We start from the raw sequence: 15768 nt of genomic DNA, 5'->3' as shown, positions 1-15768 counted from the left end.
TGGGCCGCGGGCGCGGGCGTTCCTACGGTTCAGCGATGCACGTCAGCTCCGCCCCCGTCCCCGCCCAGAAGTGGTGAGCATGGTGACCTCCGCATCCGCGCCTCCGACTCCCCGTTCCCTGCGGCGCATCGTCGCCGCGAGCCTCGTGGGGACGACCATCGAGTGGTACGACTTCTTCCTCTACGGGTCGGCCGCCGCGCTCATCTTCAACAAGCTCTTCTTCCCGGGCTCCGACCCGCTCGTCGGCACCCTCCTCTCCTTCCTCACCTACGCCGTCGGCTTCGCGGCGCGGCCCGTCGGCGCCCTGGTCTTCGGCCACTACGGCGACCGGATCGGCCGCAAGAAGCTCCTCGTCCTGAGCCTGCTGCTGATGGGCGGCGCCACGTTCGCCATCGGGCTGCTGCCCACCCACGCCGCCGTCGGCTCGCTGGCGCCCGTCCTGCTGACCACGCTGCGGCTGGTGCAGGGCTTCGCGCTCGGCGGCGAGTGGGGCGGGGCCGTGCTGCTGGTCTCCGAGCACGGGGACGCGAGGCGCCGCGGCTTCTGGGCCTCCTGGCCGCAGACCGGCGCGCCCGCTGGCCAGCTCCTGGCCACGGCCGTCCTCGCGGTGCTGACGGCCACGCTGTCCGACGCCGCCTTCGAGAGCTGGGGCTGGCGGGTGCCGTTCCTGCTGTCCGGCGCGCTGGTGGGCGTGGGGCTGTGGATACGGCTGGCCGTGGACGAGTCCCCCGTCTTCAAGGCGGCGCTCGCCAAGACGTCGGCCTCCGGCACCGGGGCGCGGGTCGAGAAGCAGCCGCTCGTCGCCGTCGTACGGCACCACTGGCGCGACATCCTCGTCGCGATGGGCGCCCGCATGGCCGAGAACATCAGCTTCTACGTGCTGACCGCGTTCATCCTCGTCTACGTCACCGAGCATCTGAAGCTCTCCCAGCAGACGGCACTGAACGCCGTGCTGATCGCCTCCGCCGTCCACTTCGCGGTGATCCCGGGGTGGGGCGCCCTCTCCGACCGGCTCGGGCGCAGGCCCGTCTACCTGTTCGGCGCGGCGGGCGTCGGGCTGTGGATCTTCCCGTTCTTCGCGCTGCTCGACACGGGGAACTTTGGCGCCATGGTCCTCGCCGTGACCGTCGGCCTGGTGCTGCACGGTGCGATGTACGCGCCGCAGGCCGCGTTCTTCTCGGAGCTGTTCGCGACCCGGATGCGGTACTCGGGCGCCTCGATCGGCGCCCAGTTCTCGTCCGTCGCCGCCGGTGCGCCCGCGCCGATGATCGCGACGGCGCTGCTGGCCGAACACGGCAGCTCGACGCCGATCTCGCTGTACGTGATCGGCGCGGGGGTGCTCACCGTGATCGCCGTGCTGTGCGCCAAGGAGACCAGGACGCGGGACCTGGCCACGGTGGGCGAGGCCCCCGTCAGCTCCGTCGGATCAGGGGGTTCCGGGTCCGGGTCCGGTGGGGCCGGTGATCGCTCCCGACAGTCGGTGGAGCCGTAGCGCGAGCTGCGTCTCCAGGGCGCGTTCCGGCGACTGCCAGTCGTCGCCCAGCAGCCGGGCCACGCGCTCCAGGCGCTGGGCGACGGTGTTCACGTGCACGTGCAGCCTGTCCTTGGCCCTGGCCGGGCTCATCCCGCACGCGAAGTACGCGTCGAGCGTGGCCACGAGCCCTGTGCCGCGCCGCGCGTCGTAGTCGAGCACGGGGCCGAGGGTGCGGCGTACGAAGCCGTCCACGTCCCGCGCGTCCGTGAGCAGCATCCCCAGGAACCCGAAGTCCTCAGCCGCCGCGCCCTCGCCCCGCCGCCCCAGCAGCCGCAGCGCGTCCACGCAGCGCCGTGCCTCGGCGTACGCGCCCGCGACAGCGCGCGGGTCGGCGGCGGGCGCGGGGACGGGCGCGGACGCGCCCACGGTCACCGGTACGCCCGCAGCGGCGCCCAGTTGCGCGGCGACGGCCGCAGCGACGCGGGAAGCGGAGGCGGGGCCGGTCGCGGGTTCGGCAGCGGATTCGGTCGCGGATTCGGTCGCGGATTCGGCAGCGGGCAGCAGGAGCACCGCGCCGCCGCCCCTGGCCGCGGCCAGCCCGTGCCGGGTGGCGGCGAGATGCGCAGCCGCTGCCCAGAGCCGCTGGCGGCTCGCGCTCTCCTCGGGGTCGGCGTCGGCGTCGGGGGTGTCGTGAGGGTCGTCGAGGAGGGCGCTGAGCACCACGTGCGGGGCGTCGAGGTCGGCGCGGAGCCTGGCCGCGCGCTCGCGCAGCAGGCGCGGGTCGCGCTCGCCCGAGGCCAGCAGGTCGTCCAGCAGCTCGCCCCGTACGCGCTGTTCGGCCTCCCTCGCCGAACGCCTGGCCAGCAGCAACAGCGAGGTGACCAGGGCCGCGCGCTCGAAGGTCCGCTGGTCGACGGGGGTGAGCCCCGGGTGCCCGTGCAGCGCGAGCGCCCCGAGCAGTTCGCCGCCCGCCGCGACCGCCGCGACCCACGTCTCGCCCGCGCGTACGGCGTACCCGTCGGCACGCGACCGCTCGACGGCCAGCGCCAGCGCGTCCGACGTTGCGTGCGGCGGGGCGATGAACTCGACGTCGCCGCGCAGGACTTCGCCCACCGCGCGCGCCACGTCCGCGACGTCGCCACCGCGCAGGACGAGTTCGGTGAGGCGGTCGTGGACCTCGCCCGCACGCTCGATCGTCTCGTTGGCCGACTCCAGGCGGGCCAGCGCGTCGCGGGTCTCGCCGAGCAGGCGGGTGGTGTCGATGGCGACGGCGGCGTGCGCCGCGAACGAACCGAGCAGCGCGATCTGTTCGCGTTCGAAGACGCGGGCCCTGCGGTCGGCCGCGTACAGGACGCCGATCACGTCACGGCCGCCGAGCAGCAGCGGCACGCCGAGGATGGCGACCAGTCCCTCTTCGCCGACGGCCGTGTCGATGGGTCCGGTGTGCTGGAAGCGCGCGTCGTCGGGGTAGTCGTCGGTGACGTAGGGGCGCGCCGTCTGCGCGACGAGCCCGCCCAGCCCCTCCCCCATGCCGAGCCGCAGTTGCTGGAAGCGCGCGGAGACCGAGCCCTCGGTGACGCGCATATAGGTGTCGCCGCGTTCGGGGTCGGTGAGGGTCATATAGGCGACCTCTGTCCCGAGGAGGGAGCGGGCGCGCTGCACGATGGCGCGGAGCACGGCGTCGAGGTCGCGCAGCCCGGCCAGGTCGTGGACCGTCTCGATGAGCGCCGTCAGCTCGGCCTCCCTGCGGCGGCGGCCCTCCAGTTCGGCGCGGATGCGCAGCGCGAGGAACCTGCCCCGCTGGAGCGCGGCGAGGCGTGCGGGCGGCGCGCCCGCCTCGCGGGCGCGCGCGAGGGGTTCCTCGTACGCCTCGGCGGGGGCGCCGCGCGCGAGCAGCTCCAGGTACGCGTCCTCCTGGGGTACGGGTACGGGTACGGGTACGGGTACGGGGTCGGCGGGGGACGCGGCGTCGGCGGGCGCGGGCGGTTCGGGCTGTTCGGGGCGGGGGCGGGTGGTGCGGGCCATGGTCACAGGCTTACCCGTCCCCCTCGGGGCTCCACCAGAGCCGCGACCAGAGCCGCGACCGGCACCCCGGCCGTCAGTGCGCGGTCCAGGCGCCGTCCATCGGCAGGGAGGCGCCCGTGACGAACGAGGCCGCCGGAGAGCACAGGAACGCCACCGCCTCGGCCACCTCCTCCGGCTCCAGCAGCCGCTTCAGCGCGGAGTCGGCGAGCAGGATCTCCGACACCACCCGCTCCTCGGGGATGCCGTGCGCCGCCGCCTGGTCGGCGATCTGCCGCTCCACCAGCGGAGTACGCACGTACGCGGGGCTCACACAGTTCGACGTGACCCCGTGCGCCGCGCCCTCCAGCGCCGTCACCTTCGAGAGCCCTTCGAGGCCGTGCTTGGCCGACACGTAGGCGGACTTGTACGCGGAGGCGCGCAGCCCGTGCACCGAGGAGATGTGGACGACGCGGCCCCAGCACTGGCCGTACATCCCGGGCAGGGCGCCGCGCGTCAGGCGGAAGGGTGCCTCCAGCATCAGGGTGAGGAGGGAACGGAAGGCGTCGGGCGGGAACTCCTCGATGGGGCGGACGAGTTGGGCCCCCGCGCCGTTGACGAGGATGTCGGCGCCCGCTGCGGCGCGCTCGGCCGCGTCGAGCCCGTCGGGGGTGGTGAGGTCCAGCGCGTACGGCTCGATCAGCCCGTCGCCCGAGGACGCGGGCGCGGACGTGGGCGTGGTGAGCGCGGGCGCCGCGAGCCCTTCCTCGTCGCGGTCGACGGCGCGGACCTTCGCCCCGGCCGCCGCCAGCCGCAGCGCGCAGGCGCGGCCGATGCCGCTGGCGGCCCCTGTGACGAGCGCGGTGCGTCCGGCGAGGTCGAGGGCGACGGAGTGGGGCGGGTACGGGGAGTTCTGCGCGGAGCCGTCGAGTCCGGAGCCGTCGAGTCCGGGGTCGTCGGGTCCGAGGGGCGTGGGCTGCGGGGGCATGCCGGTCATGGCACCACGGTAGGCAGGCCCGGCGGGGTCCTTGATGTGTGACCCGGCCACACTTCACCCGGCAACGGTGTTCCTCCGGCACATCCCACGCCCCTCCCGCCGCGCCTAGGTTGCGCCCCGACCCCCACCGGAAGGAGCACGCCATGAGAACGGCCGGAGCCCTGATCGGAACCCTCCTCGCCCTGCTGCTCACGTCGAGCGGCGCCACGGCCGCCGCGTCACCCCGCAGCACCCCGGACCCCACCCGGGCCCCGGGCCCCACCCGTACCGCTGCGCTGGAGCGCGTCACCGGCTTCGGCTCCAACCCCGGCGCGCTCTCGATGTTCCGCTACGTCCCCGACGGGCTCCCCCAGGGCCGCCCCGTCGTCGTCGTGCTGCACGGCTGCACCCAGGACGCGGCCACGTATGTGACCGGTGCGGGGTGGCAGCGGTTCGCCGACGCGTACGGGTTCTCGCTCGTCGCGCCGCAACAGGAGACGGGCAACAACCTCAGCAAGTGCTTCAACTGGTTCCAAGCTGGCGACCGTTCGCGCGGGCAGGGCGAGGCACTGTCCGTCCGGCAGATGGTGGACCGTACCGTCGCCGACCTGGGCGCCGACGCCTCGCGCGTCTTCGTCACCGGACTCTCCGCGGGAGGCGCCATGACCGCGTCGCTGCTCGCCGCGTACCCGGACGTCTTCCACGGCGGCGCCGTCATCGGCGGGCTGCCGCACGGCTGCGCGAGCACCGTGCTCGCGGCGTACTCCTGCATGAACCCCGGCGTGACGAAGACGGCGGCCCAGTGGGGCGGCCTCGTACGGTCCGCGTATCCGGCGTACACCGGGCCGCGTCCCGCCGTCTCCGTCTGGCACGGCACGGCGGACGCCACCGTCGTGCCCCGCAACGCGGCCGAGTCCGTGAAGCAGTGGACCGACGCGCTCGGCGCGGACCAGAGCGCGGACGGCACCGAGGCGCTGCCCGGCGGGACCACGCGCACCGACTACACGGGTCCCGACGGTTCCGTCGCCGTCCGCTCGTACCTCGTCCAGGGCATGGGACACGGCACGCCCGTGCGGCCGGGCGAGGGGTGCGGGGTGGCGGGTGCGCACTTCCTGGATGCGATCTGTTCGAGCCGGTACATCGCGCGGGACTGGGGCCTGACGGGCTGACCAGCCGCCCCTTCTCCGTACGGCCCCGTCCCCCCGCGCCCCCGCGCCCGATTGACGCGCGCCGTCAATTCGGTGGCAGCCGCTCACGTGCCCTCAGTACGTTGCTCACCAGCCGCGCCGCACGCCGACGGCGCTGTCACCTGGGGGGTTTCATGAGCGCAGCCGCACCGCCGCCGAAGGACGGGCCGGAACCAGGGCCGGGGCCGGGGCCGGGGCCGCTGGGCAGGGTCCGGCGCGCGGCCGCCGAGAGCGTCGGCGGGCTGCCGCGCCAGTTCTGGTGGCTGTGGACCAGCACCCTGGTCAACCGCCTCGGCGCCTTCGTCGCCACCTTCCTCGCGCTCTATCTGACGGTGGAACGCGGCTACTCCGCCTCGTTCGCCGGTCTGGTCGGCGCCCTCTACGGGCTCGGCGGGGTGGTCTCCTCGGTGGGCGCCGGGGTGCTGACGGACCGGCTCGGGCGGCGGCCGACGATGCTGATGGCGCAGACGTCCACCGCGGTCTCGGTGGCCACGCTCGCGTTCGTGGAGCACCCGGTCGCCATCGCGGTGACGGCGGGCGTCGTCGGCATGGCCACGAACGCGTCGCGGCCCGCCGTGCAGGCGATGATCGCGGACATCGTCGCGCCGGAAGACCGCGTGCGCGCTTTCTCCCTCAACTACTGGGCCATCAACCTCGGCTTCGCCGTCTCCTCCAGCGCGGCCGGGCTCATCGCCCGCTACAGCTACGACCTGCTCTTCTTCGGCGAGGCCGCCATGGTGCTGGCCTGCGCCGTCGTCGTCTTCGTCAAGATCCCGGAGTCCCGCCCCGAACGCGGCGCGGAGGCGGCGGACAGCGACGTGGGCTCGACGCCCCCGCCCAAGGAAGCCGTCTCGATGTGGACGGTGCTGCGCGACGGCCCGTTCATGGCCGTGGTCGGCCTCAGCCTGCTGATGGCGACCCTCATCCAGCAGGCCTTCGTCGCGCTGCCGGTCTCGATGGGCCAGCAGGGCTTCTCCAGCGCGGACTTCGGGCTCGTCATCGCGGTCAACGGGGTGCTGATCGTGCTCGTCCAGATCCCCGTCACCCGCTTCATCGAACACCGGGACCCGGCCCGCTTGCTGGTCCTCTCGGCCCTGTTGACGGGCTACGGGTTCGGGCTGAACGCGTTCGCCGGGTCGATGGGCCTCTACATCGTGGCCGTCGCCGTCTGGACCCTCGGCGAGATCATCAACTCCCCGACCCAGATGGGCCTGGTGGCCCGGCTCTCCCCGGTGCACGGACGCGGCCGTTACCAGGGCATGTACGTCCTCTCCTGGTCCGTCGCCTCCCTCGGCGCCCCGCTCGCGGGCGGCTTCGTCATCGACCACTTCGGCGCGGGCACCTTGTGGGCCGTCAGCGCCGTGATCGGCACGGTGGCGGCGCTGGGCTACGGCCTGCTCCTCCGCAAGCTCCGCACCACCCCCACCCCCACCCCCCAGGAACCAGCGCCCTCACCCACCCCCACGGAGACGCCCGTGACGACGGAGACGGCCGTGACGACAGGGTGCCGTGGGGCGGAGGCCGGGCGGGCGAACCGGTCGGCATGACCCGGCCGGTCGGCCGGTTCGGGGGTGCCACCCGACCGGTGGGTGCGCGTGAGTTGGCGCGGCGCGCGAAAGTCTCCGTACGCCCCCCATGTCCCTCGTAGCGCTGACGCGCGACTCGCCCGCCCCATGGACCAACTCCCAGCTCAGCATGCCCTTTCGCCTCCCCTCGGGTTCAAACCTCCTGGTGCCAGAACCTTCTTGACGCCTCTTCACGGTGCTCCGCTGGGGCAGAGTGGTTCCATGAGCAACGACCCGGATCCGGGGCGCTCCCCGCACGGCAGGCGAACGCGGCACGCACCTGTCGTCGGCGCCGGGAGCGACGGCACGCCCCGGCACCCGTCCCAGGACCCCGGGCGCACGCACCGGAGCGGCTCACCGGGCCGCCGGACACGCGTCGCGCCGGCACCCCGGCGCCGCAGGCGGGACGGTCCGCACTCGCCGCCTCACCAAGCACGACGGGACACCGCCCACGCAGCACACCACAACTGCCACACCACAACTGCCGACAGCGGAATCGGGAGCACATGAGCACCACGCAGAAATCCACCGTCAGCACGAAGATCGCCGACGCCGAGAAGGCCCTGGCCACCCTGCGCGAGGCGCTGTCCCAGGCCGGGATCACACTGCCCTCGCTGCGGGCGGACCCATCCACCTGGAGCAGCAGCACCGGCTCCGCGATGGTCGATCTCGGGCCGTGCAACGTCGAGACGGCCGAGCGGCTCGCAGCGCTCCTGCGGACCACGCGCCCCGAAAGCTGACCGCACCGTCCGAAGGACCGCACCGGCCGACAGACCCCGCCCGCAGCCGAGTCCCCGCCCCTGCCCCCACCGCTCCCCACCGCCCCCGTCCGGGCGCCGGGTCAGCCCTCGGAGGGCTTGCCCCCGGTCAGATGGGTGAACGCGTCCAGGTTGCGCGTGGACTCGCCGCGGGAGGTGCGCCACTCGTACTCGCGCCGGATCGCGCCCGCGAAGCCCATCTCCAGCAGAGTGTTGAACGACCCGTCCGCGTTCTCCAGCACCACACCGAGCAGCCTGTCCACCTCGTCGGGCGTCACGGCGGCCAGCGGGAGGCGCCCCGCGAGATAGATGTCGCCGAGCCGGTCCAGCGCGTAGGCCACCCCGTACAGCCGGGTGTTGCGCTCCAGCAGCCAGCGGTGCACGGCCTCGTGGTTCTCGTCGGGGCAGCGCACGACGAAGGCGTTGACGGAGAGGGAGTGCTTTCCGACGACCAGCGAGCACGTGGTCGACAGCTTGCGCGTGCCGGGGAGCTTCACGACGTACGTGCCGTCCGCCTCCGCCGGGCTCTCCCACTCCAGTTCCGCTTCACGCAGCACCGCTTCGATGACGGCCCGCGCCTCGCCCGCCGCGTCGCCCGCTCCCTTGCCGCTGGCGTTGCCGTTGCCGTTGCCGCCGCTGTTGCCCTCAGCCATGGGGCGATCGTAGGCGACGGCGGCGCGCCTGGAGCGCGGCGGTGTAGACGTCCAGGGTGTCCGCCGCGGCGGCGTCCCAGCCGAAGCCCCGCGCGTGCCGGGCAGCCGCCGCGCCCATGCGCTCGGCGCGCGTGCTGTCGTCGATGAACAGGCGCAGCCGCCGCGCGTAGTCGGCGGGATCGTGCCCCTCGACGAGATAACCGCTCTCCCCGTCCCGCACCGCGACCGGCAGCCCGCCGACGGCCGCGGCCACCACGGGCGTGCCGCACGCCTGGGCCTCCACGGCGACCAGCCCGAAGGACTCGCTGTAGGACGGCATGACCAGCACGCTCGCGGCGCGGTACCAGTCCGCCAGCCGCTCCTGGCCGACGGGCGGATGGAAACGCACCAGATCGGCGATGCCCAGCCGCGCGGCCAGCTTCTGCAACTCCTCGGGCTTCGCCAGGCCGCTGCCGCTGGGCCCGCCCACCACGGGCACCACGAGACGCGCGCGCAGCCCCGGCTCCTCGTCCACCAGCAGCGCGACGGCGCGCAGCAGGACGTCCGGCGCCTTCAGCGGCTGTATCCGCCCCGCGAACAGCGGGACGACGGCCTCCTGCGGCAGCCCGAGCCGCGCGCGGGCCGCGGCACGCCCGTCGCCCGGACGGAACCGGTCCAGATTGACGCCCGGGTGCACCACGGCCGTGTTCGCCGGGTCCGCCTCGTAGTGGCGGACCAGCTCGTCGGCCTCCTCCCCGGTGTTCGCGATGAGGCGGTCGGCCGCCCGTACGATCTGCGTCTCCCCGATCACGCGGGCCGCCGGCTCGGGCGCGTCCCCCTCGGCGAGGCAGGCGTTCTTCACCTTCGCCATCGTGTGCATCGCGTGCACCAGCGGCACGCCCCAGCGCTGCGCCGCGAGCCAGCCGACGTGCCCGGAGAGCCAGTAGTGCGAGTGCACAAGGTCGTAGTAGCCGGGGCGGTGGCCCGCCCAGACCTGCATCACGCCGTGCGTGAAAGCGCACAACTGGGCGGGCAGGTCCTCCTTGGCAAGTCCCTCGTACGGGCCAGCGTCGATGTGCCGCACCAGCACACCGGGGGTCAGCTCCACGGTGGGTTCCAGCGCCCCCGTCGTCGCCCGGGTGAAGATCTCCACCTCGGTGCCCTGCGCGGCGAGCTGCCTGGCCAGCTCGACGATGTAGACGTTCATGCCGCCCGCGTCGCCCGTGCCGGGCTGGTGGAGGGGCGAGGTGTGCACGCTGAGCATCGCCACCCGGCGCGGGCGGCGCCCTGGAAACCGGAGACGCGGCTGCTGCGAGGGCCGGGTACGCCGCTGGCCGAGCCGGGACACGTACTGGCTCACGGGGCGGTTGCCTCCTCCGGTGGGCAGGAAGAATCGAGGGAGCCGGAGAGCCCTCGCGCGTACAACAGCGGAAGGTTGCTCTCCATTTCCACTTTGCCCAATCTTGACGAAGCATCTTGACGTAGCGTTCTGGCGCGGCGCCGGGCCGTACGCTTCTCCCATGGCATCCCGCACCTCCGCACGGCCCGTCGGCGCCGTGACGCGCGGGACCACCAACCCGAACCGGCTGCGCCGCATGGACCGCTGGATCGCCGCCGTCCACGGCCCCGCGCTCCGCCGCTCCCACCTTCCGCCCGTCGCCGTCGACCTCGGCTACGGCGCCGCGCCCTGGACCGCCGTCGAGCTGCTGACGCGGCTGCGCCGGGAGCGCGCCGACGCCCGCGTCGTCGGCGTCGAGATCGACCCCGTACGGGTGGCCGCCGCGCTGCCCTACGCACGCGACGGGCTCACCTTCCGCCGCGGCGGCTTCGAGATCCCGCTCGCCGACGGCCGCCGCCCGGCCCTGATCCGCGCCGCGAACGTGCTGCGCCAGTACGAGGAGGGCGAGGTCGGCCCCGTGTGGGAGCGGCTGTGCGCGCGGCTGGCGCCCGGGGGGCTGCTGGTGGAGGGCACGTGCGACGAGATCGGGCGCCGCCACGTCTGGGTCGCGCTCGGCCCCGAGGGGCCCCGCACCGTCACGTTCGCGGCCCGCCTCGGCTCCCTCGGCACCCCGTCGGACCTCGCGGAACGGCTCCCCAAGGCGCTGATCCACCGCAACGTTCCGGGCGAGCCCGTGCACGCCTTCCTCCGCGACTTCGACCGCGCGTGGGCCGCCGCAGCCCCGTACGGCTCCCTCGGCGCCCGCCAGCGCTGGATCCGCGCGGCCCACGCCCTCTCCGCCGCCTGGCCCCTGACGGACGGTCCTGCGCGCTGGCGCCAGGGCGAGGTCACGGTCCGCTGGGAGGCGGTGGCACCGGGCGGGTGACGGTCCCTGCGGGGCGGGTCCGGGGCGACGAGGCTCAGCCTGCCCCGCGCGGCCCCCGCGCCCCTCGCGTACCGGCCGACCCAGCGCCACGATCAGCGCGTCGACCAGCGGGCGGTCCCGCCCATGCGTGAGGCGGCGACGGGCCGCCGACAGCGGCAACCACACACCATGCGGTCCACCTCGCGATCAGGCACCGGCCAGGGCCGTCCGGCCTCAGCCTGCCCCGCGCAGCCCCCGCGCCCCTCGCGTACCGGAGAGGCCCAGCGCCGCGACCAACGCGTCGACCAGCGGGCGGTCCCGCCCATGCGTCAGACGGCGACGGGCCGCCGACAGCGGCAACCACACACCATGCGGTCCACCTCGCGATCAGGCACCGGCCAGGGCCGTCCGGCCTCAGCCTGCCCCGCGCAGCCCCCGCGCCCCTCGCGTACCGGAGAGGCCCAGCGCCGCGACCAACGCGTCGACCAGCGGACGGTCCCGCTCATGCGTCAGACGGCGACGGGCCGCCGACGGGGGCAGCCACACCATGCGGTCCACCTCGCGGTTGGGCACGAACGAGCCGTCCGTCGCCCTCGCCGCCCAGTAACGGACCTGCTTGGGGCGGCCGTTGGCCACGTAGTGCGACGTGGGCAGCGGCGCGCCCACCTCGCAGTCCAGGCCCGTCTCCTCGCGCACCTCGCGCAGCGCGGCCCGCAGCGGCTCCTCGTCGCGCTTGAGCTTGCCCTTCGGGTGCGACCAGTCGTCGTACTTCGGCCGGTGGACGAGCGCGATCTCGACGTCACCGTCGTACGGCGAACGCCGCCACAGCACGCACCCCGCGGCCAGCACGGGCCGCTCGTCGCCCGCGGGCTCCCCGTAAGCCATCCGCTCAGCCCTTCTCAGACCCTGGCGGCTTCGCGTTCCACAGGCGGCCGAAGGCGAAGCGGGCGGCCTCGACGTCGTGGCGCTGGTCGGCGTGGAGGACGCCGAGGGCGTAGGCCGTGGCGGGGGCGATGCGCGGGGTGCGGGCCGCGGCGGCTGCCGCCGCGGCGGCCTCGGCCGCGTCGCGGTGCCGGTCGAGCGCGGCGGAGGCGGGCGCCAGGCGCGGATCCGAGCCCGGCGCCGGGGCGTCCTCGCCCGCGCCGTCACCGGAACCGGAACCCCACAGCAGGACCTCCTCCGCGTACCTGTGCAGCCGCAGCAGCAGCCGCACCTGGTGCCACGCCGCGTCCTGCTGCGCCTCGGCGGCGAGGGAGCGGGCCAGCGCCTCCGCGTTGTACGGCGCCTCGGCCCGCGCCAGCGGCAGCGCGTCCACCGCTTCGAGGAGCCGCCGCTGCGCCTGCTCGGCCAGCGGTACGAGCACGGGCGCGGCCTGCCCCGCTGCCTCGTCGGAGGTGAGCGGGGCCTCGGAGGCGAGCACGGCGACGGCGTCGGCCACCGCGTGGAAGCGCGAGGAGCCCAGCGCCTGGAGCGCTGCCGAGTGCGCGCGGGTGCGCGCGAGGCGCAACTGCCGCTCCAGCAGGGCACCGGCACGCGCCGCGCCCATGGGCAGCGCACCGGGCCCGCCGCCGGAGCCGCCGCTGGAGCCGCCGCCACCTGTTCCCGTACCGCCGCCCGCGCCGCCCTCCGGCGGCTCGCCGCCGCCCGCCGCGCCCCCGTCGCTCGCGAGCCGGTGCAGCGCGCCGAGGAGCCGGTCGAGCCGGGCCGCGTAGGCGTACTCGCGGGCCAGCGTGCCCGAGAGCCAGCTCAGCTCCGCACGCAGTTGGTCGGCCCACGCGGTGTCGACCAGGGGGCGGTACGTGTGCAGCGCGCCGTTCAGACGGCGGGCCGCGCACCGCAACTGGCGCACCGCCTCCGCGGTCTGCGCGGCGGTCTCGGCGCTGCCCGCGCTCTCGCCGTGCAGCCGCAGGCTGCGCAGGAAGCCGGTGGCCTGCCCGTGCAGATAGCCGCCGAGCACGTCGGCGACCGTCCCCGTCTCCAGCGAGTGCGCGCGCTCGGCACCCGCCCCGCCCGGCCCGGACACGGGGCCGGGCCCTGAGCCGCCCGTCGCGCGCCCCGGCTGCCCCCCGCCGTGTCCGGGCGTCACCTGCCCGGCCGCCATCCCGGGGCTCGCCCCGTGTCCCGTCCGCGCGGCGGCCGCTTCGCCGCCGACCCGGCGGCGTTGCCCGCCGGATCCCGCGGCCACCAGCTCGCCGTCAGCGAACGCGTCCTGGCCCTGAGCCATCACCGCTCCCTCCCCGTGTCCGCGGTAAGCCCGGCCGGCGGGTCGTGCCACCGGTCGTGCGGCGGCCGGCCGTGCGGCGGCGCGCACCGCGGGTCGCGCCGCGGGTCATGTCGCCGGGCCACGTCGGCGCCTCCGCGCTTCGATCAGCGTCTCCTGGATGTTGCGCAACGGCTGCCCCTCCTGGTCGTGGGCGTACCGCGTCCAGTCGCCGTCCGGGCCCAGGTGCCAGGAGGCGGTGTCGTCGGACATGCCCGTCTCCAGGAGCCCGTTCAAGGAGGCGCGGTGGGCGGGATCGGTGACCCGCAGCAGGGTCTCGATCCGCCGGTCCAGATTGCGGTGCATCATGTCGGCGCTGCCCAGCCACACCTCGGGCTCGCCGCCGTTCCCGAACACGAAGACCCGGGAGTGCTCCAGGAAGCGCCCCAGGACGCTGCGCACCCGGATGTTCTCGCTCAGCCCCTCGACGCCGGGCCGCAGCGCGCAGATCCCGCGCACCCACACGTCGACGGGCACCCCCGCGCGCGAGGCGCGGTAGAGCGCGTCCACGACGGCCTCGTCGACCATCGAGTTGACCTTGATACGGACGTACGCGGGGCGTCCCTCGCGGTGGTGCGTGATCTCCCGCTGGACGCGGGTGAGCAGCCCGTCGCGCAGCGACTTGGGCGCGACGAGCAGCCGCCGGTACGTCTCACGGCGCGAGTACCCGGAGAGCCGGTTGAACAGGTCGGACAGGTCGGCGCCCACTTGGTGGTCGGCGGTGAGCAGGCCCAGGTCCTCGTAGAGCCTCGCCGTCTTCGGGTGGTAGTTGCCGGTGCCGACGTGCGCGTAGCGGCGCAGGTTCTCGCCCTCCTGACGCACCACGAGCGACAGCTTGCAGTGCGTCTTCAGGCCGACGAGCCCGTAGACCACATGGCAGCCCGACTCCTCCAGCTTCCTGGCCCACTTGATGTTGGCCTGCTCGTCGAAGCGCGCCTTCAGCTCGACGAGGACCAGCACCTGCTTGCCGGACTCGGCCGCGTCTATGAGCGCGTCGACGATCGGCGAGTCACCCGAGGTGCGGTAGAGGGTCTGCTTGATCGCCAGTACGTCAGGGTCCGCCGCCGCCTGCTCCAGGAACGCCTGCACCGAGGTGGAGAAGGAGTCGTACGGGTGGTGCAGCAGGACGTCGCGCTCGCGAAGGGCCGCGAAGATGTCAGGGGCCTGCGCCGACTCCACCTCCGCGAGGTCCCGGTGCGTGCCCGCGACGAACTTCGGGTACTTCAGGTCAGGCCGGTCCAGCGCCGAGACGATCCCCGAAAGCCCGCTCAGGTCCAGCGGGCCCGGCAGCGGATACACCTCGGCGTCCGAGATCTTCAGCTCGCGCACCAGCAGGTCCAGCACGTACGGGTCGATCGACTCCTCGACCTCCAGCCGCACCGGAGGCCCGAAACGCCGCCGCAGCAGCTCCTTCTCCAGCGCCTGGAGAAGGTTCTCGGTGTCGTCCTCCTCCACCTCCAGATCCTCGTTCCGCGTCACCCGGAACATGTGGTGCGCCAGCACCTCCATACCGGGGAACAGCTCCTCCAGATGCGCCGCGATCACATCCTCCAGCGGGACGAACCGGCGCGACGACGCCTCCAGGAACCGCGACAGCAGCGGCGGCACCTTCACCCGCGCGAAGTGGTTGTGCCCGCTCACCGGATTGCGCACGACGACGGCCAGGTTGAGCGAGAGGCCCGAAATGTACGGGAAGGGATGCGCGGGATCGACGGCCAGCGGCGTCAGCACGGGGTAGATCTGCTGCCGGAACAGGGTGAACAGGCGCTCCTGCTCCGACTCCGTCAGCTCCGTCCAGCGGATCAGGTGCAGGCCCTCTTCGGCGAGCGCCGGGGCGATGTCCTGCTGGTAGCAGGCCGCGTGCCGGGCCATGAGCTCACGCGAACGCGTCCAGATCTGGTCCAGCACCTCGCGCGGCTGAAGCCCCGAAGCGGAGCGGGTCGCGACGCCCGTCGCTATGCGGCGCTTCAGGCCCGCGACGCGGACCATGAAGAACTCGTCCAGGTTGCTCGCGAAGATCGCCAGGAAGTTCGCCCGCTCCAGCAGCGGGGTCTCCGGGTCCTCGGCCAGCTCCAGTACGCGCTCGTTGAACGCGAGCCAGCTGCGCTCACGGTCCAGAAACCGGCCCTGCGGCAGGTCCTCCGCTTCCGCGTCCGGGCCGCGCCCGTCCACGAAGGCGTCGGCGTCGGCGTCGAGGTCGGGCTCCAGGGCGGGCGCGGAGCCGCCCACCGCGTGCGGGCGGTGGGCCGCGATCGATCCCACGGACGGCTGTGCGGTATGCGGTGCGGGCTGGCTCATGTCCCCATTGTTCCGCGACGCGGCGGGGCCGGGCGCGGTGTGGGGGGCCTCCCAGTGGAAAGGGGAGGGGTGAGCGGCGGGCTGCATTCCGCGATGCTCGCAAGCGAGTTTGAATCGATGGTTACGCCTACATGGCGCGCAGGGGGGTGGCAGGAAACGGGGGGTTGCCGCCTCACCGGTTGTGCCCCTTCACGGGGTACGGGGTGACCGCCTCACGGGGTGCGTGTTTCTCGTGGGGGTGCGCCCTGCCGGTGCCCCTTTGGGGTTTCGTCAGCGATGCTCAGGCCGGTGGCACGGGTTGTGCCCACCCTCCC

At 74.2% G+C, this 15768-nt stretch carries 12 protein-coding genes; 5 read left to right on the top strand and 7 right to left on the bottom strand.

Annotated elements, in window-relative coordinates; all coding sequences use genetic code 11:
- Positions 1 to 79: 79 nt before the first annotated feature.
- Positions 80 to 1492 carry an MFS transporter gene (locus ACYVOO_RS16960; RefSeq protein WP_461016480.1) on the top strand — a complete coding sequence of 471 codons (1413 nt, stop codon included), beginning with the start codon at positions 80 to 82 and terminating at the stop codon, positions 1490 to 1492.
- Here ACYVOO_RS16960 and ACYVOO_RS16955 read toward each other — a convergent pair.
- Positions 1427 to 3499 carry a helix-turn-helix domain-containing protein gene (locus ACYVOO_RS16955; protein ID WP_461016479.1) on the bottom strand — a complete coding sequence of 691 codons (2073 nt, stop codon included), beginning with the start codon at positions 3497 to 3499 and terminating at the stop codon, positions 1427 to 1429. The two genes, ACYVOO_RS16960 and ACYVOO_RS16955, sit on opposite strands and share 66 nt — an antisense overlap.
- A gap of 73 nt (positions 3500 to 3572) precedes the next feature.
- Positions 3573 to 4472 (bottom strand): 3-hydroxybutyrate dehydrogenase, encoded by a 900-nt coding sequence (locus ACYVOO_RS16950; RefSeq protein ID WP_461016478.1) that lies wholly within the window; start codon positions 4470 to 4472, stop codon positions 3573 to 3575.
- Between the two features lie 143 nt (positions 4473 to 4615).
- On the opposite strand from ACYVOO_RS16950, the gene ACYVOO_RS16945 reads away from it, so the two are divergent.
- From ACYVOO_RS16945 to ACYVOO_RS16935, 3 genes are all read left to right on the top strand, one after another.
- On the top strand, positions 4616 to 5620 hold the full coding sequence (locus tag ACYVOO_RS16945; protein ID WP_461016477.1) for an extracellular catalytic domain type 1 short-chain-length polyhydroxyalkanoate depolymerase: 1005 nt from the start codon (positions 4616 to 4618) through the stop codon (positions 5618 to 5620).
- 152 nt (positions 5621 to 5772) lie between these two features.
- Positions 5773 to 7185 carry an MDR family MFS transporter gene (locus tag ACYVOO_RS16940; protein WP_461016476.1) on the top strand — a complete coding sequence of 471 codons (1413 nt, stop codon included), beginning with the start codon at positions 5773 to 5775 and terminating at the stop codon, positions 7183 to 7185.
- A gap of 524 nt (positions 7186 to 7709) precedes the next feature.
- Positions 7710 to 7943, top strand: coding sequence for a hypothetical protein (locus tag ACYVOO_RS16935; RefSeq protein WP_461016475.1), 234 nt, complete (start codon positions 7710 to 7712; stop codon positions 7941 to 7943).
- Positions 7944 to 8044: 101 nt separating this feature from the next.
- On the opposite strand, the gene ACYVOO_RS16930 is transcribed toward ACYVOO_RS16935, so the two are convergent.
- Entirely contained in the window at positions 8045 to 8614 is a 570-nt protein-coding gene (locus ACYVOO_RS16930; RefSeq protein ID WP_461016474.1) for a type III secretion system chaperone family protein, read from the bottom strand.
- Complete coding sequence (gene mshA / locus ACYVOO_RS16925) at positions 8607 to 9953, bottom strand: D-inositol-3-phosphate glycosyltransferase (protein ID WP_461016473.1); 1347 nt, start codon at positions 9951 to 9953, stop codon at positions 8607 to 8609. Before mshA ends, ACYVOO_RS16930 begins: the two co-directional genes overlap by 8 nt.
- A 160-nt stretch (positions 9954 to 10113) precedes the next feature.
- Here mshA and ACYVOO_RS16920 point away from each other — a divergent pair, with 160 nt between their 5' ends.
- Positions 10114 to 10917 (top strand): class I SAM-dependent methyltransferase, encoded by an 804-nt coding sequence (locus ACYVOO_RS16920; RefSeq protein WP_461016472.1) that lies wholly within the window; start codon positions 10114 to 10116, stop codon positions 10915 to 10917.
- Positions 10918 to 11310: 393 nt separating this feature from the next.
- On the opposite strand, the gene ACYVOO_RS16915 is transcribed toward ACYVOO_RS16920, so the two are convergent.
- The 3 genes from ACYVOO_RS16915 to ACYVOO_RS16905 all read right to left on the bottom strand — a co-directional run bounded on the left by ACYVOO_RS16915 (position 11311) and on the right by ACYVOO_RS16905 (position 15541).
- Positions 11311 to 11781, bottom strand: a complete 471-nt coding sequence (locus ACYVOO_RS16915) for an NUDIX hydrolase (RefSeq protein WP_461016471.1) — start codon at positions 11779 to 11781, stop codon at positions 11311 to 11313.
- Positions 11782 to 11785: 4 nt separating this feature from the next.
- Entirely contained in the window at positions 11786 to 13120 is a 1335-nt protein-coding gene (locus tag ACYVOO_RS16910) for a CHAD domain-containing protein (protein WP_461016470.1), read from the bottom strand.
- A 105-nt stretch (positions 13121 to 13225) separates the two neighbouring features.
- The gene (locus tag ACYVOO_RS16905) at positions 13226 to 15541 is read right to left on the bottom strand and encodes an RNA degradosome polyphosphate kinase (RefSeq protein ID WP_453348955.1); all 2316 of its coding nucleotides are present in this window, start codon (positions 15539 to 15541) and stop codon (positions 13226 to 13228) included.
- Between the last annotated feature and the right edge of the window lie 227 nt (positions 15542 to 15768).

It is taken from the genome of Streptomyces daliensis (genome assembly GCF_054782395.1).
This window is presented reverse-complemented; position numbering and strand designations above follow the sequence as displayed.

Bases quoted from the DNA above. Each gene is read 5' to 3' on its own strand.
- ACYVOO_RS16935 (WP_461016475.1), top strand. From the start codon at position 7,710: ATGAGCACCACGCAGAAATCCACCGTCAGCACGAAGATCGCCGACGCC.
- ACYVOO_RS16955 (WP_461016479.1), bottom strand. From the start codon at position 3,499: ATGGCCCGCACCACCCGCCCCCGCCCCGAACAGCCCGAACCGCCCGCG.
- ACYVOO_RS16950 (WP_461016478.1), bottom strand. From the start codon at position 4,472: ATGACCGGCATGCCCCCGCAGCCCACGCCCCTCGGACCCGACGACCCC.
- ACYVOO_RS16930 (WP_461016474.1), bottom strand. From the start codon at position 8,614: ATGGCTGAGGGCAACAGCGGCGGCAACGGCAACGGCAACGCCAGCGGC.
- ACYVOO_RS16940 (WP_461016476.1), top strand. From the start codon at position 5,773: ATGAGCGCAGCCGCACCGCCGCCGAAGGACGGGCCGGAACCAGGGCCG.
- ACYVOO_RS16905 (WP_453348955.1), bottom strand. From the start codon at position 15,541: ATGCAGCCCGCCGCTCACCCCTCCCCTTTCCACTGGGAGGCCCCCCAC.
- ACYVOO_RS16910 (WP_461016470.1), bottom strand. From the start codon at position 13,120: ATGGCTCAGGGCCAGGACGCGTTCGCTGACGGCGAGCTGGTGGCCGCG.
- ACYVOO_RS16915 (WP_461016471.1), bottom strand. From the start codon at position 11,781: ATGGCTTACGGGGAGCCCGCGGGCGACGAGCGGCCCGTGCTGGCCGCG.
- ACYVOO_RS16920 (WP_461016472.1), top strand. From the start codon at position 10,114: ATGGCATCCCGCACCTCCGCACGGCCCGTCGGCGCCGTGACGCGCGGG.
- ACYVOO_RS16960 (WP_461016480.1), top strand. From the start codon at position 80: ATGGTGACCTCCGCATCCGCGCCTCCGACTCCCCGTTCCCTGCGGCGC.
- ACYVOO_RS16945 (WP_461016477.1), top strand. From the start codon at position 4,616: ATGAGAACGGCCGGAGCCCTGATCGGAACCCTCCTCGCCCTGCTGCTC.